Below are 19521 nucleotides of genomic sequence, written 5' to 3'. Positions count from 1 at the left end.
TGTGTCCGTAACAGACACGGCGCCAACCCGGCTTCATAGGATTCGCGATGAGCAATAACGCCTCTTTCACGCCGCCCAGCCTGTTGCTCAGCACCATCGGCCTGTCGCTGGCGACTTTCATGCAGGTGCTCGACACCACGATCGCCAACGTGGCGTTGCCGACCATTTCCGGCAACCTTGGCGTGAGTTCGGAGCAGGGCACCTGGGTCATCACCTCGTTCGCCGTGAGCAACGCCATCGCGCTGCCACTCACTGGGTGGCTGAGCCGTCGCTTCGGCGAGGTGAAGCTGTTTCTGTGGGCGACCATCCTGTTTGTGCTGGCTTCGTTCCTCTGCGGTATTTCCACGTCGATGCCGGAACTGATCGGCTTCCGCGTGCTGCAAGGCCTGGTGGCCGGGCCGTTGTACCCGATGACCCAGACGCTGCTGATTGCGGTGTATCCGCCGGCGAGGCGGGGCATGGCCCTGGCGTTGCTGGCGATGGTCACGGTGGTGGCGCCGATTGCCGGGCCGATCCTCGGCGGCTGGATCACCGACAGTTACAGCTGGCCGTGGATTTTCTTCATCAACGTGCCGATCGGGATTTTCGCGGTGATGGTGGTGCGCCAGCAGTTGGCCAAGCGCCCGGTGGTCACCAGTCATCAGCCGATGGATTACGTCGGGCTGATCACGCTGATCATCGGCGTGGGCGCGTTGCAGGTGATCCTCGACAAGGGCAATGACCTGGACTGGTTCGAGTCGAACTTCATCATCATCGGCGCGGCGATTTCGGTGATCGCGCTGGCGGTGTTCGTGATCTGGGAAATGACCGACCAGCATCCGGTGGTCAACCTGCGGCTGTTTGCCTATCGCAACTTCCGCATCGGCACGCTGGTACTGGTGCTGGGTTACGCCGGGTTCTTCGGCATCAACCTGATCCTGCCGCAGTGGTTGCAGACCCAGATGGGCTACACCGCGACCTGGGCCGGGCTGGCGGTGGCGCCGATCGGCATTCTGCCGGTGCTGCTGTCGCCGTTTGTCGGCAAGTACGCGCACAAGTTCGACCTGCGTCTGCTGGCCGGGTTGGCGTTCCTGGCGATCGGCCTGAGCTGCTTCATGCGTGCCGAGTTCACCAACGAAGTGGACTTCCAGCACATCGCATTGGTGCAGTTGTTCATGGGGATTGGGGTGGCGCTGTTCTTCATGCCGACCCTGAGCATTCTGATGTCGGACCTGCCGCCGAGCCAGATTGCCGATGGCGCGGGTCTGGCGACGTTCCTGCGGACACTGGGCGGCAGCTTTGCGGCGTCGTTGACTACGTGGATCTGGATTCGCCGGGCGGATCAGCATCATGCGTATATGAGCGAAAGCATCAGCACTTATGAGCCGGCGACTCGCGAGACTTTGCATTCGCTGGGTGGTGCGAGCCAATCGGCCTATGCGCAGATGGATCAGATCCTCACCAGTCAGGCGTACATGCTCTCCACAGTGGATTACTTCACGCTGCTGGGCTGGGGGTTCATGGGGTTGATTCTGATTGTTTGGCTGGCTAAACCGCCGTTTGCTGCGAAGGCAGGGCCGGCGGCTTCCGGGCACTAAGATCAAGAGCTTTCCCTCACCCTAACCCTCTCCCGGAGGGAGAGGGGACTGACCGAGTGGGATGTTCGAGTTACGCCGACTTGATATACCGAGTTGTACTCAGGTCTTTAAGGATCTGGCTTGCGAGCTCGAGTCGAACTCAGGTTTGAACAGCACAACGCTCTGCTCCCTTTCCCCCTCGCCCCCCTGGGGGAGAGGGCTGGGGTGAGGGGGGTAGCGATCTTCAGCCGTGCGGCAATGCCAGCGGCTGGGCAAAGTCGAATGGCGCCAACGCAAACCCGTTCTCATCCACCTGTAACGCCCAACCCTGACGATCCCAATCCCCCAGCACGATCCGCTTCGCCGCTTGGTCGCCGATCTGCAATTTATGGATGGCCGGGCGATGGGTGTGCCCGTGAACCAGGGTTTTCACCCCGAACTCCTGCATGATCCGCGGAATTTCCTCCGGCGTGACATCGACGATGTCATTGGCCTTCATCCGCGTCTGCGCCCGGCTCTCGCTGCGCAACTTGCGCGCAAGCTTGTGCCGGGTGCGCAAGGGCAGGTTGCGCAGGATGAACAGGCTGAGCGGGTTGCGCAGGTAGCGGCGCAGCTTCATATAGGCTTCGTCGCGGGTGCACAGGCTGTCGCCGTGCATCAGCAGTACCGGTTCGCCGTAAAACTGCACGACACTCGGATCCTTCAACAGCGTGCAGCCGGCCTCTTTGCAGAAGGCCTTGCCGAGCATGAAGTCGCGATTGCCGTGCATCAGAAAAATGGCCGTGCCGCTGTCGCTCAAGTCGCGCAGGGCCTGGCAGATGGAACGCTGGAAGGGGGTCATGGCGTCGTCGCCAATCCACGCCTCGAAAAAGTCGCCCAGAATGTACAACGCACTCGCCGAGCGGGCGCGTCCGGCGAGCAAATCCAGAAACGCCCGGGTAATGTCCGGGCGCTCCTCTTCCAGATGCAAGTCTGAAATCAGCAATATCACGCTTCGATGATCTCGGCTTTCTCGATGATCACGTCGTCTGCGGGTACGTCCTGGTGACCTGCCTTGGAGGTGGTGGAAACGCCTTCGATCTTGTCGACAACGTCGGTGCCCGCAACCACTTTACCGAACACGGCATAACCCCAGCCCTGAGCGGTCTTGGCGGTGTGGTTCAGGAAGCTGTTGTCGGAGGCGTTGATGAAGAACTGCGCCGAAGCCGAATGCGGGTCCATGGTACGGGCCATGGCCAGGGTGTACTTCTCGTTCTTCAGGCCGTTGTCGGCTTCGTTCTGGATGCTCGGGCTCTTGTCTTTCTTTTCTTTCATGCCTGGCTCGAAACCGCCGCCCTGGATCATGAAACCTTTGATGACGCGGTGGAACACGACGTTCTCGTAGTGACCCTTTTTCACATACTCGATGAAGTTGGCCACGGTGATCGGGGCTTTTTCAGCGTTCAGTTCGATGAGGATGTCACCGAAGTTGGTGGTCAGTTTTACTTGAGTCATGATCGCTACTCTTTATAAGGAATTCGTGGGTATTGGGACATTTGCGCCCTTTACCGGTTCAGCCCGTGAGGGCCAAGGTGCGCAGTTTAGCGTGACAGGCGCGAATTTCGAGGCTGTTTTTCCAAATCCCTGCGATTAAATGCACTCCTTTATAGGGCCTGCTCTGTCAGCCCCTTGACAGCATCGGCTATGATAGCGGCTTTGTTTTGTCTGGCCCCCTCTGCGGCCGCGCACATGTAAGTCAAGGATCCTATGAGCAAGCCCACTGTCGACCCTACCTCGAATGCCAAGTCCGGCCCTGCCGTGCCGGTCAATTTCCTGCGGCCGATCATCCAGGCAGACCTGGACTCGGGCAAGCACACGCAGATCGTCACCCGTTTCCCGCCTGAGCCCAACGGCTACCTGCACATCGGCCACGCCAAGTCGATCTGTGTGAACTTCGGCCTGGCCCAGGAGTTCGGCGGCGTCACTCACCTGCGTTTCGACGACACCAACCCGGCCAAGGAAGACCAGGAATACATCGACGCGATCGAAAGCGACGTCAAATGGCTGGGCTTCGAATGGTCCGGCGAAGTGCGCTACGCCTCGCAATACTTCGACCAGCTGCACGACTGGGCCATCGAGCTGATCAAGGCCGGCAAGGCCTACGTCGACGACCTGACGCCCGAGCAAGCCAAGGAATACCGTGGCAGCCTGACCGAGCCGGGCAAGAACAGCCCGTTCCGCGACCGTTCGGTGGAAGAGAACCTGGACTGGTTCGCCCGCATGCGCGCCGGTGAGTTCCCGGACGGTGCCCGTGTGCTGCGCGCCAAGATCGACATGGCCTCGCCGAACATGAACCTGCGCGACCCGATCATGTACCGCATCCGCCACGCCCATCACCATCAGACCGGTGACAAGTGGTGCATCTACCCGAACTACGACTTCACCCACGGTCAGTCGGACGCCATCGAAGGCATCACCCACTCGATCTGCACCCTGGAGTTCGAAAGCCATCGTCCGCTGTACGAGTGGTTCCTCGACGCACTGCCAGTGCCGGCGCACCCGCGTCAGTACGAGTTCAGCCGTCTGAACCTCAACTACACCATCACCAGCAAGCGCAAGCTCAAGCAACTGGTTGACGAGAAACACGTCAACGGCTGGGACGATCCGCGCATGTCCACGCTGTCGGGCTTCCGCCGTCGTGGCTACACCCCGGCGTCGATCCGCAATTTCTGCGAGATGATCGGCACCAACCGTTCCGACGGCGTGGTCGACTTCGGCATGCTCGAGTTCAGCATCCGTCAGGACCTGGACGCGAACGCCCCGCGCGCCATGTGCGTGCTGCGTCCGTTGAAAGTCGTGATCACCAACTACCCGGAAGATCAGGTCGAGAACCTCGAACTGCCGCGTCATCCGCAGAAAGAAGAACTCGGCGTGCGCAAGCTGCCGTTCGCCCGTGAAATCTACATCGACCGCGATGACTTCATGGAAGAGCCGCCAAAGGGCTACAAGCGCCTGGAGCCGAACGGCGAAGTGCGTCTGCGCGGCAGCTACGTGATCCGTGCCGACGAAGCGATCAAGGACGCCGACGGCAACATCGTCGAGCTGCGTTGCTCGTACGATCCGGACACCCTGGGCAAGAACCCTGAAGGCCGCAAGGTCAAGGGCGTGATCCACTGGGTGCCGGCCGCTGCCAGCATCGAGTGCGAAGTGCGTCTGTACGATCGCCTGTTCCGTTCTCCGAACCCAGAGAAGGCCGAAGACAGCGCGAGTTTCCTGGACAACATCAACCCTGACTCACTGCAAGTGCTGACCGGTTGTCGTGCCGAGCCTTCGCTGGGCAATGCACAGCCGGAAGACCGTTTCCAGTTCGAGCGCGAAGGCTACTTCGTCGCGGATATCAAGGACTCGAAACCAGGTCAGCCGGTATTCAACCGTACCGTGACCCTGCGCGATTCGTGGGGCCAGTGATCAAGTCTTAAGGAAACACCGTGCTTACGATCTACAACACGCTCACCAAGAGCAAAGAAGTCTTCAAGCCGCTGGATGGCAACAAGGTGCGCATGTATGTCTGCGGGATGACCGTGTACGACTACTGCCACCTGGGCCATGGCCGCAGCATGGTCGCGTTCGACCTGGTGACCCGCTGGTTGCGGTTCAGCGGTTATGACCTGACCTACGTGCGCAACATCACCGACATCGACGACAAGATCATCAACCGGGCCAACGAGAACGGCGAGTCGTTCGAAGCGTTGACCGAGCGCATGATCGCCGCGATGCACGAAGACGAAGCGCGCCTGAACATCAAGAAGCCGGACATGGAGCCGCGCGCCACGGATCACATCCCTGGCATGCACGCGATGATCCAGACCCTGATCGACAAGGGTTACGCCTACGCCCCGGGCAATGGCGACGTGTACTACCGCGTCGGCAAGTTCATGGGCTACGGCAAGCTCTCGCGCAAGAAGATCGAAGACCTGCGCATCGGTGCGCGGATCGAGGTCGACGAAGCGAAGGAAGATCCGCTGGACTTCGTGCTGTGGAAAGGCGTCAAACCGGGCGAGCCGAGCTGGGAATCGCCGTGGGGCGCCGGGCGTCCGGGCTGGCACATCGAGTGCTCGGTGATGTCCACCTGCTGCCTCGGTGAGACCTTCGACATTCATGGCGGCGGCAGCGATCTCGAGTTCCCGCACCACGAAAACGAAATCGCCCAGAGCGAAGCGGCCACCGGCAAGACCTACGCCAACGCGTGGATGCATTGCGGCATGATCCGCATCAATGGCGAGAAGATGTCCAAGTCCTTGAACAACTTCTTCACCATTCGCGACGTGCTCGACAAGTACCACCCGGAAGTCGTGCGTTACCTGCTGGTGTCGAGCCACTACCGCAGCGCGATCAACTACTCGGAAGACAACCTCAAGGACGCCAAGGGCGCACTGGAGCGTTTCTACCACGCGTTGAAAGGCCTGCCGAACGTGGCGCCGGCGGGCGGCGAAGCGTTCGTCGAGCGTTTCACCACGGTGATGAACGACGACTTCGGCACGCCGGAAGCCTGCGCGGTGCTGTTCGAGATGGTGCGTGAGATCAACCGTCTGCGCGAGAGCGATCTCGATGCAGCGGCCGGTCTGGCAGCGCGCCTGAAAGAACTGGCCAGCGTGCTCGGTGTGTTGCAGCTCGAAGCCGATGACTTCCTGCAGGCCGGCGCCGAAGGGCGTGTCGATGCAGCCGAAGTCGAGGCGCTGATCGCTGCGCGTCTGGCGGCACGTGCCGGCAAGGACTGGGCCGAATCCGACCGCATCCGCGACCAGCTCACCGCCATGGGCGTGGTGCTGGAAGACGGCAAGGGCGGCACGACCTGGCGTCTGGCTGACTGATCGCTGCGCTTGCTACAAACAAAACCCGCCTTGTGCGGGTTTTTGTTTGGCTGCGAGAAGAGCCCCTCACCCTAACCCTCTCCCAGAGGGAGAGGGGACTGAATGGGGGATATTCAAGAAATACGCCGACCTGAAAGGTTTTCTCCGAATCCATAATCGACGCAATCTCTCAGGTCGATGTAGAACGCCAGACACCTCGGTCGGCTCCCTCTCCCTCCGGGCGGTCCGACGTTTCGGGAGGGCTGGGGTGAGGGATTGCTTTTGACGTTCGCGTAGGTCTTGATGTCGGCAACGCGCTCAGCCGGATGCTGAGCGGCGACGATTCGGAATGAAGACATCATGGCAAACCACTATCGCGAACTCCTGACAACCCCCGGCGCAACCGGGTTGGTGCTCGCGAGCTCCATCGCCCGACTGCCCCAGGCAATGATCGGCATCGGCATCATCACCATGCTGGTGCAGCAGACCGGCGTTTACTGGCTGGCCGGCGCAGTCGCCGGCACGTTTACCCTGGCCAATGCGCTGCTCGGCCCGCGCATCTCGAAACAGGTTGATCAGTATGGCCAGAGTCGCGTGCTGCCCGTCGTCACGATTTTCAGCATCGTCATGTTGCTGGCGCTGATTGTGGCCGTGCACCTGAGGGCGCCCGCTGCGTTGTTTTTTGTACTGGCGGCACTGGCGGGGACGATGCCGAGCATGCCGTCGATGATCCGCGCACGCTGGACGCAGCTGTTTCGTGGCAAGCCGCAGCTGCACACCGCTTTCTCGCTGGACACAGTCCTCACCGAACTGGCCTACATCATCGGCCCACCCCTGGCGATCGGTTTGAGCGTGAGTTTCTTCGCGGAAGCCGGGCCGCTGGTGGCGGTGGGGCTGCTGGCCGTCGGCGTGACGGCGTTTCTCATGCAGCGTCAGACCGAACCGAAAGTGGTGGCCAGCAACCGGAAAAACAGTGGTTCAACCCTGCTGATTCCCGGCGTTCGCACCATTGTTCTGGCGCTGCTGGCGATGGGGGTTATTGGCGGAGCGATCGATGTTGCCGTTGTGGCCTTCGCCAATGCGCAAGGCTGGCCATCGGCTGCCACCTTCATTCTTGCCGCCTATGCGTTCGGCTCGCTGGTGGCGGGCCTGACCTTCGGCGCGTTGCGGGTTTCGCTGGCGATTGAAAAACAGTTCTTTATCGGGATCCTGGTCACGGCAGTCACCGGCGTATTGCCGGTGTTCTCACCGGACGTTTATGTCCTGTCCGCGATGTTGTTTATCGCCGGCATCTCGTTTGCGCCGACCATGGTTGTAGTCATGAAGCTGGGGACGATCATCATCCCGGCAGCGAGGATGACCGAAGGCCTGACATGGATGACCACCGGAATCAGCATCGGCGTGGCGCTCGGCGGCATGCTGGCGGGGCTGGTAATTGATGCCTGGGGCGCACGGGCAGGGTTCGGCGTTGCGATAGCCGCAGGTCTGATGATGATGGTTGTGGTGTTGATGGGCCTGCGGACGTTGGCGGCCGCATCGGCTGCGCCTGTTGAGCCCGCCGTTTCGGCCTGACCCGCTATGGGGGCACTCAGTTTTCAAGCTGCCGCAATCGCTTGTACAGCGTATTGCGGCTCACCCCCAACCGTCGGGCCAGATGGGAAATATTGCCCCCGGCCAGCTGCAACTCCCGGTTCAAAGCCTCGGCATCGTTCAGGTCGATGCCCAACGGTTCGGCCACTTCCACCGGCTCCATCTCCAGATCGACAAAAAAGTCGTCCGGCAAATGCTCGGGTCGAATCGGTTGTTCCTCGGCCATCGCCAGTGCCACCTGCATCACACTGCTGACCTGACGCAGATTACCCGGCCACGGGTGTCGTTCAAACAAGTCCAGCACCTCGCGACTCAATCCCGCCCACTGCGATGGCTCGCGATGCTGTTCCCACAACCGCTTGAACAGCGCCTGCTTGTCGCTGCGCTCGCGTAGCGGTGGCAATTCCAGGGTCAGACCGCCGATGCGGTAGTACAGATCTTCGCGGAAGCGCCCCAGTTGCACCTGTTCCCTGAGCGAGCGGTTGGTGGCGGAGATGATCCGCAGATCCACCGGAAACAGCTCGCTGCTGCCCACCGGTTGCACGCAGCGTTCCTGCAACACGCGCAACAGGCGAGCCTGAGTCGGCAGCGGCATGTCGCCGATTTCGTCGAGGAACAGCGTGCCCTTGTCGGCCTTGCGGATCAGTCCGATGCTGCCTTTCTGGTTGGCGCCGGTGAACGCACCTTTTTCATAGCCGAACAGCTCGGACTCCACCAGTTCGGCGGGGATCGCCGCGCAGTTGACGGCAATGAACGCCTGTTTGCTGCGGGAGCTGGCCTGGTGCAGGGCCTTGACGAAGACTTCCTTGCCGACCCCGGTTTCCCCGTGAATCAGCAGCGGGATGTCCTTTTCCAGCAGGCGTTCGGCCTGGCGCACGGCTTTTTCCACGCGGCTGTCGCCGAAGTGCAAAGTGCTCAGGCTGATGGCCGTAGGTACGACGACTTTCGGTTCAGCGGTTCTGGTTTCAGCAAAGACCCGGGCTTGAATCGGCGCCTGTTTAGGCCGTTTCAACAAACACTGAAAACGATTGCGCCCGGAAGTCTGCAAGGCAAACGGCAAACCGTCCGGCTGATTGATCAACTCCAGCAACGACACCTTGAACAGGCTTTCAACGCTGACCCGCGACAACCGCACGCCCAACAGATTGTCGGCCCGACGGTTGGCCGACAACACCTGACCGCTCTCATCAAAGATCAGCAGCCCGGCCCACTGGCTGTCGAGGTTGTTCAACCCGGTGTTGAAGGTCAGTTGAAAGTGCTGGCCATGGAACAGGTTGAGGATCAGCCGGTTCTCCACGGTCTGGCTCATCATCTTGACCATGCCGAGGGTGTGCGACGGTGGCAGATAGCTGTCGCTGGACACATCGAGCACGGCGATGACCTTGCGCTCTGCATCGAAAATCGGCGCGGCGGAACCGGTCATGAAGCGATTGGCCTTGAGAAAGTGTTCATCGTGTTCAATGTGCACCGCCTGCTCGCAGGCCAGCGCCGTGCCGATGGCGTTGGTGCCGCTGGCGCGCTCGACCCAACTGGCGCCGGCCTGAAAACCGCGCGCCAGGTTCGGCTCGATAAAGCGCTGGGTGCCCCAGGACGTCAGCACCTGGCCCTGATTGTCGGCCAGCATGATCAGGCAGTTGGAGTTGCTCAGGATGTTCTCGTAATACGGCAGCACTTCCTGGTGAGTGGTCTGCACCAGTGAATGATGGCGGTCGAGCAACTGCGCAATGCTGGCAGCGGGCAACTGATCGAAGGCCGGTGCGCTTTGATGATTGAGACCGAAGGCGCGGCAACGGGACCAGGAGTCCTGGACGATGGCGTCATGGGAAAGCGGCGGGGCAGGTGCGGCCATGATTGGCAGTCTCTGAAGGGTGCTTTGTTGTTTTTGTTATGGCTCGTTCAACGAGCAAAAAGCATCCATAGAGTGTTGTTCACTATTGTTCATTGTCAATCGCCAGACTGTTCAATTGTTCAGTCGCAACTGTTCACTTGTGTTCAGCTACGAACCACGGATTGCGTGGCTTTCAGCGAATTCGACGGCAAATCAACAGCTTGCCGTTTCTGGCACGAATGTCGCTCTACAGGACAGGTCGCTTGACTCCAATAATAAAAAGGCCGAGCCATGTCACTCACCCTGGAGCACGTCAGCCGCACCGTCGAGGGCCAGACCTGGATCGACGATGCGAGCCTGAAATTCGAACCTGGATCCTTCAACGTTTTGCTCGGGCGCACGCTGTCCGGTAAAACCAGTCTGATGCGCCTGATGGCCGGTCTGGACAAGCCCGACAGCGGCCGCATCCTGATGAGCGGCGTCGACGTCACCCAGCGCCCGGTGCGTCTGCGCAACGTGTCGATGGTCTATCAGCAGTTCATCAATTACCCGACCATGACGGTGTTCGAGAACATCGCCTCGCCGCTGCGCCAGGCCGGGATCTCCAACGAACAGATCCAGAGCAAGGTGCAGGAAACCGCGAAGATGCTGCGCATCGAGAAGTTTCTGAAGCGCTATCCGCTGGAACTGTCCGGGGGCCAGCAGCAGCGCACGGCCATGGCCCGGGCGCTGGTCAAGGATGCCGAACTGATTCTGTTCGACGAGCCGCTGGTCAACCTCGACTACAAACTGCGCGAAGAGCTGCGCCAGGAAATGCGCGAGCTGTTCAAGGCGCGCCACACCATCGCCATCTACGCCACCACCGAGCCCAACGAAGCGCTGGCGCTGGGCGGCACCACCACCATTCTTCATGAAGGCCGGGTGATCCAGAGCGGCCCCTCGACCGAGGTCTATCACCAGCCACAAACGGTGCTGGCCGCTGAATTGTTCTCCGAACCGCCGATCAACCTGATGCCGGGGCGCATCGCCGGCAACGAAGTGAGTTTCGCCAACTTCGTGCACTTTCCGTTGAACGTCGACCTGCGGCCGGTGGGCGAGGGCGAGTTCCGCTTTGGCGTGCGCCCGAGCCACATCTCGCTGGTGCCGAGCAACGACGACGACCTGGAACTGGCGGTGACCGTCGAGGTGGCGGAGATCAGCGGTTCCGAAACCTTCCTCCACGTGCGCAACGAGCATTTCCTGCTGGTGCTGCATTTGCCGGGGGTTCACGAATACGACGTCGATGCGCCGATCCGCATCTACATCCCGACCCATAAACTGTTTGTGTTCGATGCGCAGGGCCGTCTGGTGCAGGCACCGGGCCGGCGCGTCGCGAGGGTTGCCTGATGGCCGAAATCCGTTTGCAGCACCTCGCCCACAGCTACAGCAAAACCCCGAGCGGGCCCGAGGATTACGCGATCCGCGAGATGGACCACATCTGGGAGCAGGGCGGCGCCTATGCCTTGCTCGGTCCGTCGGGTTGCGGCAAGTCGACCTTGCTCAACATCATTTCCGGTCTGCTCAGCCCGTCCCAGGGTCATGTGCTGTTCGACGGCAAAGCGGTCAACGATCTGACCCCGGAAAAGCGCAACATCGCGCAGGTTTTCCAGTTCCCGGTGGTCTACGACACCATGACCGTGTTCGACAACCTGGCCTTTCCCTTGCGCAATCAGGGCCTGGCCGAAGCGAAAGTACACAGCAAGGTGCAGGAAATCGCCGAAGTCCTCGACCTGCAGAACTTGTTGAGCAAAAAGGCGCGCAACCTTACTGCCGACGAAAAACAGAAAGTTTCCATGGGCCGTGGCCTGGTGCGCGATGACGTGTCGGCGATCCTCTTCGATGAGCCGCTGACGGTGATCGACCCGCACCTGAAATGGAAACTGCGGCGCAAGCTCAAGCAGATCCACGAGCAATTCAACATCACCATGGTCTACGTCACCCACGATCAGCTGGAGGCTTCGACCTTCGCCGACAAGATCGCGGTGATGTACGGCGGCCAGATCGTCCAGTTCGGTACCCCACGGGAATTGTTCGAGCGGCCGAGCCACACCTTTGTCGGCTACTTCATCGGCAGCCCGGGGATGAACCTGATCGAAGTGCAGCCGCAACCGGGCGGGGTCGGTTTCAACTCGACCCACCTGCCGCTCTCCGACGGCTTGCAACGGCATATCGAACACGGTCAGTGGAAAAATCTGAAGGTCGGCATCCGTCCCGAGTTCATCCATGTGTGGGACGAGCCGTTCGATGACGCGATGCAGGCGCGGGTCGTACACGTCGAGGACCTCGGCACCTACAAGATCATGACCCTGGATCTGGACGGCGCGCCGCTGAAAGTGCGTCTGGCCGAAGACAAACCGGTGCCGCAGGGCACCGCGAACATCAGTTTTCCGGCGCAGTGGCTGATGGTCTATGCCGACGAGTTTCTGCTGGATGCCACCGACAGCGAGGTACAGCCATGAACAAGGTGCAGAACAACAAAGCCTGGTGGCTGGTGTTGCCGGTGTTCCTGCTGGTGGCGTTCAGTGCGGTGATCCCAATGATGACCGTGGTCAACTATTCGGTGCAGGACATCTTCGACCAGTCCAGCCGCTACTTCGTCGGTGCCGACTGGTACAAGCAGGTGCTGCTAGATCCGCGTCTGCACGACTCGTTGCTGCGCCAGTTCATCTACTCGGCGTGTGTGTTGCTGATCGAAATCCCCCTCGGCATCGCCATTGCGCTGACCATGCCGACCAAGGGCCGTTGGTCGTCGGTGGTGCTGATCGTGCTGGCGATTCCGCTGCTGATTCCATGGAACGTGGTCGGCACCATCTGGCAGATTTTCGGCCGCGCCGACATCGGCCTGCTCGGTTCAAGCCTCAACGCCATGGGCATCAGCTACAACTACGCGGCCAACACCATGGACGCCTGGGTCACCGTGCTGGTGATGGACGTCTGGCACTGGACTTCGCTGGTGGCACTGTTGTGTTTCTCCGGGCTGCGGGCGATTCCCGACGTGTATTACCAGGCCGCGCGCATCGACCGGGCCTCGGCCTGGGCCGTGTTCCGCCATATTCAGTTGCCCAAGTTGAAGAGCGTGCTGCTGATCGCGGTGATGCTGCGCTTCATGGACAGCTTCATGATCTACACCGAGCCGTTCGTGCTCACCGGCGGCGGGCCGGGTAACTCGACGACCTTCCTGAGTCAGACCCTGACCCAGATGGCCGTAGGCCAATTCGACCTGGGGCCGGCGGCGGCATTCTCGCTGGTGTACTTCCTGATCATCCTTCTGGTGTCCTGGCTGTTCTACACCGCCATGACCCACAACGATGCCAACCGCTGAGGCCCGGCCATGAGCAAAAGAAAGCTGATCCCCCTGCTGCTCTACATCCTGTTCCTGCTGGTGCCGATCTACTGGCTGCTGAACATGTCGTTCAAGAGCAACACCGAAATCCTCGGCGGACTGACCCTTTTCCCACAGGATTTCACGCTGGCGAACTACAAGGTGATCTTCACCGACCCGAGCTGGTACACCGGCTATATCAATTCGCTGTACTACGTCAGTCTGAACACGATCATTTCTCTGACCGTGGCGCTGCCGGCGGCGTATGCCTTTTCGCGCTACCGCTTTCTCGGTGACAAGCATCTGTTCTTCTGGCTGCTGACCAACCGCATGGCGCCACCGGCGGTGTTCCTGCTGCCGTTCTTTCAGCTGTACTCATCGATCGGCCTGTTCGACACCCATATCGCCGTGGCGCTGGCGCACTGCCTGTTCAACGTGCCGCTGGCGGTGTGGATCCTCGAAGGTTTCATGTCCGGGGTGCCGAAGGAAATCGACGAAACCGCCTACATCGACGGCTACAGTTTTCCCAAGTTCTTCGTGAAGATCTTCATACCGCTGATCGGCTCCGGCATCGGTGTGACGGCGTTTTTCTGCTTCATGTTTTCCTGGGTCGAACTGCTGCTGGCGCGCACGCTGACCTCGGTGAACGCCAAACCGATCGCGGCGGTGATGACGCGCACGGTGTCGGCGTCCGGCATTGACTGGGGCGTACTGGCGGCGGCGGGGGTGTTGACTATCCTCCCCGGCATGCTGGTGATCTGGTTCGTTCGCAACCACGTGGCCAAGGGCTTTGCCCTGGGCCGGGTCTGAGGAACTGATGATGGAATGGATGAGCTGGACCGTCCCGACGGCGGCGTTTTTCATCGTGATCGGGTTGATCCTGGTGGGCATGACCACCTGGGAATTGCGCTCGCCGAGCATCTTGCGGCGAGGGTTTCTGCCGATTGCCACCACCCGTGGCGATCGCTTGTTCATTGGTCTTCTCGGCAGCGCCTACCTGCATCTGCTGGTAATCGGCGTGACCGACTGGAGCATCTGGGTAGCGTCCGCGTTGTCCCTGGTGTGGCTGTTGGCTGTGATGCGTTGGGGCTAGTCGAATCGCTCGGCAATCTTGCTCCGAAAACCTAACAGGAGGTCTCTATGTTCGATAAGAAAAATAAGCTGCGACATAGCATTTCATTGGCAGCCATGCTGGCACTCAGCGGTTTGAGCGCGTCCGCCTGGGCCGACGCCTACGAAGATGCCGCAAAAAAATGGATCGGCAGCGAGTTCAAGCCGTCGACCCTGACGGCCGAGCAGCAACTCGAAGAACTGAAGTGGTTCATCAAGGCGGCCGAGCCGTTTCGCGGGATGGACATCAAGGTCGTCTCGGAAACCCTGACCACCCACGAATATGAATCCAAGGTGCTGGCCAAGGCCTTCAGCGAAATCACCGGCATCAAGCTGACCCACGACCTGCTGCAGGAAGGCGACGTTGTGGAAAAAATGCAGACGGTGATGCAGTCGGACAAGAACATCTACGACGGCTGGGTCAACGACTCGGACCTGATCGGTACGCACTTTCGCTACGGCAAGACCGAATCGATCACCGACCTGATGGCCAACGAAGGCAAGAACTTCACCTCGCCGACCCTCGACATCAAAGACTTCATCGGCATCTCCTTCACCACCGCGCCGGACGGCAAGATCTACCAATTGCCCGACCAGCAGTTCGCCAACCTGTACTGGTTCCGCGCCGACTGGTTCGAACGTGCCGACCTGAAAGCCAAGTTCAAGGAAAAGTACGGCTATGAACTGGGCGTGCCGGTGAACTGGTCCGCCTATGAAGACATCGCCAAGTTCTTCAGCGAAGACGTCAAGGAAATCGACGGCAAACGCATTTACGGGCACATGGACTACGGCAAGAAAGACCCGTCGCTGGGCTGGCGCTTCACCGATGCCTGGTTCTCCATGGCCGGTGGCGGCGACAAGGGCATTCCCAACGGCTTGCCGGTGGACGAGTGGGGGATTCGTGTCGAGGATTGCCACCCGGTCGGCTCCAGCGTGACCCGCGGCGGCGACACCAACGGCCCGGCGGCGGTGTTCGCCACCACCAAATACGTCGACTGGCTGAAAAAGTACGCGCCACCGGAAGCGGCGGGCATGACCTTCTCCGAATCCGGCCCGGTACCCTCCCAGGGCAACATCGCCCAGCAGATCTTCTGGTACACCGCGTTCACCGCCGACATGACCAAACCGGGCCTGCCGGTGGTCAACGCCGACGGCACGCCGAAATGGCGTATGGCACCGTCGCCACGCGGGCCGTACTGGGAGGAAGGGATGAAGCTCGGTTATCAGGACGTGGGCTCCTGGACCTTCATGAAGTCCACGCCTGAGAAACAGAAACTCGCGGCCTGGCTGTACGCGCAGTTCGTGACTTCGAAAACCGTGTCGCTGAAGAAAACCATCGTCGGCCTGACGCCGATTCGTGAGTCGGACATCAACTCGCAAGCGATGACCGACCTGGCGCCGAAACTCGGTGGTCTGGTCGAGTTCTACCGCAGCCCGGCCCGTGTGCAGTGGACCCCGACCGGCACCAACGTGCCGGATTATCCACGCCTGGCACAACTGTGGTGGAGCCACATCGCCGAGGCCGCCAGCGGCGAGAAGACCCCGCAACAGGCCCTCGACGGTCTGGCCAAGGATCAGGACGCGATCATGACCCGTCTGGAACGGTCCAAGGCCCAAGCGGTGTGCGCACCGAAAATGAACCCCGAGCGCGACGCGCAATACTGGTTCGACCAACCGGGCGCACCAAAACCGAAGCTGGCCAACGAGAAGCCGAAGGGCGAAACCGTGAGCTACAACGAACTGCTCAAGTCGTGGGAGGCGGCACGCAAGTAAGCGCTTTTGCGGGACGGAACGGCACCTTCGGGTGCCGTTTTTTTAGCCCTCGATTTCACGTTTCACCGCCCGGCGCACCGCTTTAAGGAGGGCGTTTTCAAAGGCGTTGTGCCCGGCGTGCAGCAGCCGGCAGTGGATGTTCATGCGTTGCCTGAGCCAGCGCACGCTGGCCATGCCATGGGTATCGCGGATGCCCTGGATCAGCAGGGTGTTGTCATCGAGGGTCAGGTCTTCATCCTTTGGCGTGAAGCAGTAGTTCTGCAGGTGGTAATGCAGTTCCAGACGAATCGCGAGCACGGCTTCCTGATCGACGAAACGCTCCAGCGTGTCGGGGCAAATCGTCTGCCCTGTGCGACGTAGAACAGCGTTCAACCATTCGATGGCGGCGCGGTTTTGCTGCGATGGACAGCCTTCGCCAAGGATCCGGTAGATGTCCTTCGCGCGATGGCCTGACGACGCTTGAGGCGATTGCGCCAGCCCGTCATTGAGCGCCTGATCGTAGGCCCGGACATTGTCGGCAAACGGCACGAACACCGAGACCAACGTGGTTTTCAGCAGGTGCTGCGGGTAACGCTGCTGGTACTGAATCGCCAGCCAGCTACCCCATGACACCCCCAGCACGCTGATTTTTTCGAAGCCGAAATGCTGGCGCAGGGCATCGATGTCTTCGACACACTGCCCGGTAGTGTTATCCCGAAGTTCGCCGTAGGGCGTCGAGCGTCCGCAACCTCGTTGATCAAACAGGATGATGTCGAACCGGCCCGTGTCGAAGAACTGCAAATGGTGGCGGCTGATACGCCCGCCGGGACCACCATGGATAAAAAACACCGGTTCGTGTCCCGGAACACCATGCCGTTCCCAATAGAGTTGATGGCCGTCGCCGGTCGGGTAATAACCTCGGCTGTGCAGGGAAAAACTCATGGCGCCGGAACCGTCAGACGATAGAACTGGAACAGTTCGACCTGCCCGGGCCGTGCCGCGACGCTGGATTCAAGTTTCAGGTTGTGGATGGAAGCCAGCCAGGAGACAGGTATCAACACCGGTGTGTGACCGAAAACAAGGATCGTGCCGCCGGGCTTGACGCAGCGGATCAGCGATTCGAATGCGGCCTGGGCATCCCGTCGGGTCAAGACTTCGGCGTTGAGGAACCGCAGGACCAAGACATCGCAGCGAATCCCGGAATCGAAAGCTTCACTCGCCTCCAGCACGTCGAATTCGATGGATGTTCCGCTGTGCCAGCGCCTGGCGTGTTCGATCATCGAGGCCGAACGGTCACTGCCCAGGCACAGACAGTCGGGCAGGGCGCGGGCGAGGTGGGCGATGAACGCGCCGGTCGAACAGGCCGGGTCGTAAATCAGCGCGCCTTTTTCAGTGATGGCCTGGAGCAGCCCGGCGCAGTATTCGCGCAAGTGGTGTTCGTCAGTGTTCAGCCGTTCGGCCAGTGATTCGTTGCATTGCCAGAAGTCTGCCGGGCAGACCGCTTCCCGGCCCGCCTCATCCAGCAGCGGAAAGGGAAACAGGACCTCGCTGTCAGCCTGATGCAAGGCGTGCTCGAAGAACTGCGCTTTGTCTGCGGGTGAGACCGTCCGATAGCCGATCGACAACCCGTCATCACCCCACAATGAGTGGAGGTGCGGGCCAAACAACATGTCGGGTTGGAGCGCACTGCCGGCCTGCCACCGGAAATGCCGGTCACGCTGCAGGAGCTTGCGGCCGACCCAGAGCTCATCGTTCACCCGCAGGAAAAAAACGTGGTGCAGTCCGCTGCCTCGTGGTTCGAGGAAGTGGCCAACCGTGCCGTTCTCGTTGAGGTAAAGGCGCATCGAACGGGCCAGTGTCAGTTCCCGGGTGCAATCGAGTCGTTTCATACGGCTGGCCTCTCCAGCGTACGGCCTCGGGCTTGCGGAATGACGACGTTCCCGCTGGAGACCACGAAGAAGCGTTCCAGTCCGGGGATCACCACGTTGAGCAGGGTGGTGCCGAGCTCGGTTCGCTGCAGGATGGCGGCCCCCAGCGTACGGCCATGAATCCGCAGGTCTTGAGTCAGCAAGTGCAGTTGATTTTCTACCGACAGGTCTTTAGCGGAACCCGGCAGTCTCACCTCGTGTTGAACGCAGCGATGCAGGAGCGTCTGCGGATCGAACTGCGCACAGCGCAGCAGGCGCGGGAAGGGCTGCAGATTGCGCAGCGCATTGCTCAGCGTCTGTCGGTATTCGGGTTCGGCGGCGCTGAGTTGCAATTGCACCAGTTCAGTGAGCGCCCGCCACGCCGCGTGGCGCGGGTCGAGGGAGCTGCCACTGCCGAATACCTGTGGGTGAGCGCCCGGCTTCGTGGTGAGGGCCAGAAAAGTCCGGGTCGTGAACTCGGTGCTGATATCCACCAGCACGATTTCGCCGTCGATCTCCTGTTCGGCATCGGCCCACAGACGACCGAGTTCGTCGCTTTCAGTGAGACGCGCCACCCGCCGCAGTGGTGGATGATTCTCGTAGTAAAAATGGTTGAGCAAAAACAACGACACGGCGTCGCGCTCGATGCATTCGTTGGCGGCGTGCAGCATCGCTTCGTTGTAGGTGGCGCCAATCGCGGTGCCGCTGTTGCTGGCGTAGCGCTGCACGGCGCGGTAGTCCGCCATATCCGGTGACGAGGGCAAACGTGAACCGTTCGGCGAGGTCAGCGCCACCGGATAGGAAAACCGGTCATCCCACGGCGGACAGGCATAGGTCCGGCAGGTGATGCGCACGTTTTGCTGGCAAGTGAGCCTGTGCAGAAGCGAGTCATCGGCAAACACCGGCGTGTCTTTGAAATAGCCTTCCGTCTCGTGGTGAACATCGTAGGTACAGAGCTCATCCGTCCAATAGTGCTCGAGCGCTTCATAGAGCGCGCCCAGGTGCGCCTGATCCGCATAGCCCTTGCCGGAGCCACGGGCATGACGGTTGTCGCTGCCATGCAGACTGGCCTGAGCGGCAACCACTTTGCTGCCGAGGGTGCGGGTGTGTGGTGTGAGGCCCAGGCGTGAAAGTTCGGTGTGAATACGCCGTTCTGCCTGAGCGGCCGTGAGCTCACGCTCGGCCAACGTTGTCTTGTCCATGATTCCCTTCCTGGAAAGCCCGCGAGGGCGCAGGGCCCCCGCGGGTTCTGTCACTCGGCGTTGAGTTCCGCCTGTTCTTCCTCGGTCAGTTGCAGCGCTTCGATCTGCTCTGGCGAGGGTGCTTCCTGCTCTTCCAGTTCATCGATAGGGTTTGCGTTCAAGCTGCCCATGTAGCCCATGATGTTGCTCCTTGGTTGTTGTTTGGGAGTGCTGTTGCAAGCACGAACCGAATCTAAAAGGGCGGTGAGGGCGGGGTCAAAAATGTCCGGACGTTTCCAGCCGCGGGCTTCAGCGGTGTCGAAATACGTACTGATAAAAAGTGAATTGACGCCGGGCGGATGTGTTTCTGGGGGGCAGCACTGCGTGGCAACGGGCGAACCATGCGA

The 19521-nt window shown here is 60.7% G+C and carries 17 protein-coding genes; 10 read left to right on the top strand and 7 right to left on the bottom strand.

The genetic code is table 11. From position 1 onward, the window contains the following. Positions 1 to 47: 47 nt before the first annotated feature. Entirely contained in the window at positions 48 to 1577 is a 1530-nt protein-coding gene (locus tag C1X29_RS05520; RefSeq protein ID WP_102717016.1) for a DHA2 family efflux MFS transporter permease subunit, read from the top strand. Between the two features lie 223 nt (positions 1578 to 1800). Here C1X29_RS05520 and lpxH read toward each other — a convergent pair whose 3' ends face one another. Then, positions 1801 to 2547 (bottom strand): UDP-2,3-diacylglucosamine diphosphatase, encoded by a 747-nt coding sequence (gene lpxH / locus C1X29_RS05515; protein ID WP_102717015.1) that lies wholly within the window; start codon positions 2545 to 2547, stop codon positions 1801 to 1803. Further along, positions 2544 to 3050, bottom strand: coding sequence for a peptidylprolyl isomerase (locus C1X29_RS05510; RefSeq protein WP_102717014.1), 507 nt, complete (start codon positions 3048 to 3050; stop codon positions 2544 to 2546). The genes lpxH and C1X29_RS05510 overlap by 4 nt, the downstream gene beginning before the upstream one ends. Before the next feature lie 252 nt (positions 3051 to 3302). On the opposite strand from C1X29_RS05510, the gene C1X29_RS05505 reads away from it, so the two are divergent. The 3 genes from C1X29_RS05505 (at position 3303) to C1X29_RS05495 (ending at position 7957) form a co-directional block, all read left to right on the top strand. Beyond that, positions 3303 to 5003 (top strand): glutamine--tRNA ligase/YqeY domain fusion protein, encoded by a 1701-nt coding sequence (locus C1X29_RS05505; RefSeq protein WP_102687174.1) that lies wholly within the window; start codon positions 3303 to 3305, stop codon positions 5001 to 5003. 20 nt (positions 5004 to 5023) lie between these two features. Next, positions 5024 to 6406 carry a cysteine--tRNA ligase gene (gene cysS / locus C1X29_RS05500; protein ID WP_085690018.1) on the top strand — a complete coding sequence of 461 codons (1383 nt, stop codon included), beginning with the start codon at positions 5024 to 5026 and terminating at the stop codon, positions 6404 to 6406. 339 nt (positions 6407 to 6745) lie between these two features. Next, the gene (locus tag C1X29_RS05495; RefSeq protein ID WP_102717013.1) at positions 6746 to 7957 is read left to right on the top strand and encodes an MFS transporter; all 1212 of its coding nucleotides are present in this window, start codon (positions 6746 to 6748) and stop codon (positions 7955 to 7957) included. 16 nt (positions 7958 to 7973) lie between these two features. Here C1X29_RS05495 and C1X29_RS05490 read toward each other — a convergent pair whose 3' ends face one another. Next, the gene (locus C1X29_RS05490) at positions 7974 to 9824 is read right to left on the bottom strand and encodes a sigma-54-dependent Fis family transcriptional regulator (RefSeq protein ID WP_102717012.1); all 1851 of its coding nucleotides are present in this window, start codon (positions 9822 to 9824) and stop codon (positions 7974 to 7976) included. Between the two features lie 270 nt (positions 9825 to 10094). On the opposite strand from C1X29_RS05490, the gene C1X29_RS05485 reads away from it, so the two are divergent. Genes C1X29_RS05485 through C1X29_RS05460 form a run of 6 tightly spaced genes read left to right on the top strand, consistent with a single transcriptional unit; the run spans position 10095 to position 16047 of the window. Next, the gene (locus tag C1X29_RS05485; protein WP_102717011.1) at positions 10095 to 11189 is read left to right on the top strand and encodes an ABC transporter ATP-binding protein; all 1095 of its coding nucleotides are present in this window, start codon (positions 10095 to 10097) and stop codon (positions 11187 to 11189) included. After that, positions 11189 to 12301: an ABC transporter ATP-binding protein gene (locus tag C1X29_RS05480; protein WP_102687950.1), complete on the top strand. Its 1113-nt coding sequence runs from the start codon at positions 11189 to 11191 to the stop codon at positions 12299 to 12301. Before C1X29_RS05485 ends, C1X29_RS05480 begins: the two co-directional genes overlap by 1 nt. Further along, a complete protein-coding gene (locus tag C1X29_RS05475; protein ID WP_007951487.1) occupies positions 12298 to 13164 on the top strand; it encodes a carbohydrate ABC transporter permease in 867 nt (288 codons plus the stop codon). The genes C1X29_RS05480 and C1X29_RS05475 overlap by 4 nt, the downstream gene beginning before the upstream one ends. Before the next feature lie 9 nt (positions 13165 to 13173). Beyond that, positions 13174 to 13974 carry a carbohydrate ABC transporter permease gene (locus C1X29_RS05470; RefSeq protein ID WP_007951486.1) on the top strand — a complete coding sequence of 267 codons (801 nt, stop codon included), beginning with the start codon at positions 13174 to 13176 and terminating at the stop codon, positions 13972 to 13974. A 10-nt stretch (positions 13975 to 13984) separates the two neighbouring features. After that, positions 13985 to 14257, top strand: coding sequence for a DUF2160 domain-containing protein (locus C1X29_RS05465; protein WP_039767461.1), 273 nt, complete (start codon positions 13985 to 13987; stop codon positions 14255 to 14257). A gap of 47 nt (positions 14258 to 14304) precedes the next feature. After that, the gene (locus C1X29_RS05460) at positions 14305 to 16047 is read left to right on the top strand and encodes an ABC transporter substrate-binding protein (protein ID WP_007951484.1); all 1743 of its coding nucleotides are present in this window, start codon (positions 14305 to 14307) and stop codon (positions 16045 to 16047) included. Between the two features lie 42 nt (positions 16048 to 16089). Here the strand turns inward: C1X29_RS05460 and C1X29_RS05455 are convergent, their stop codons facing one another. The 4 genes from C1X29_RS05455 to C1X29_RS29635 are packed head-to-tail and all read right to left on the bottom strand — an operon-like array spanning position 16090 to position 19314. Next, positions 16090 to 16968, bottom strand: a complete 879-nt coding sequence (locus tag C1X29_RS05455; protein WP_102717010.1) for an alpha/beta fold hydrolase — start codon at positions 16966 to 16968, stop codon at positions 16090 to 16092. Next, positions 16965 to 17915, bottom strand: a complete 951-nt coding sequence (locus C1X29_RS05450; RefSeq protein ID WP_102717009.1) for a trans-aconitate 2-methyltransferase — start codon at positions 17913 to 17915, stop codon at positions 16965 to 16967. Before C1X29_RS05450 ends, C1X29_RS05455 begins: the two co-directional genes overlap by 4 nt. Then, on the bottom strand, positions 17912 to 19135 hold the full coding sequence (locus C1X29_RS05445; protein WP_102717008.1) for a YcaO-like family protein: 1224 nt from the start codon (positions 19133 to 19135) through the stop codon (positions 17912 to 17914). The genes C1X29_RS05450 and C1X29_RS05445 overlap by 4 nt, the downstream gene beginning before the upstream one ends. 50 nt (positions 19136 to 19185) lie before the next feature. Further along, positions 19186 to 19314, bottom strand: coding sequence for a hypothetical protein (locus C1X29_RS29635; protein WP_007951477.1), 129 nt, complete (start codon positions 19312 to 19314; stop codon positions 19186 to 19188). Positions 19315 to 19521 lie beyond the last annotated feature (207 nt).

This window comes from Pseudomonas sp. GW456-12-10-14-LB2 (assembly GCF_002884345.1).
Classification (GTDB): Bacteria; Pseudomonadota; Gammaproteobacteria; order Pseudomonadales; family Pseudomonadaceae; genus Aquipseudomonas; species Aquipseudomonas paraglycinae.
This window is presented reverse-complemented; position numbering and strand designations above follow the sequence as displayed.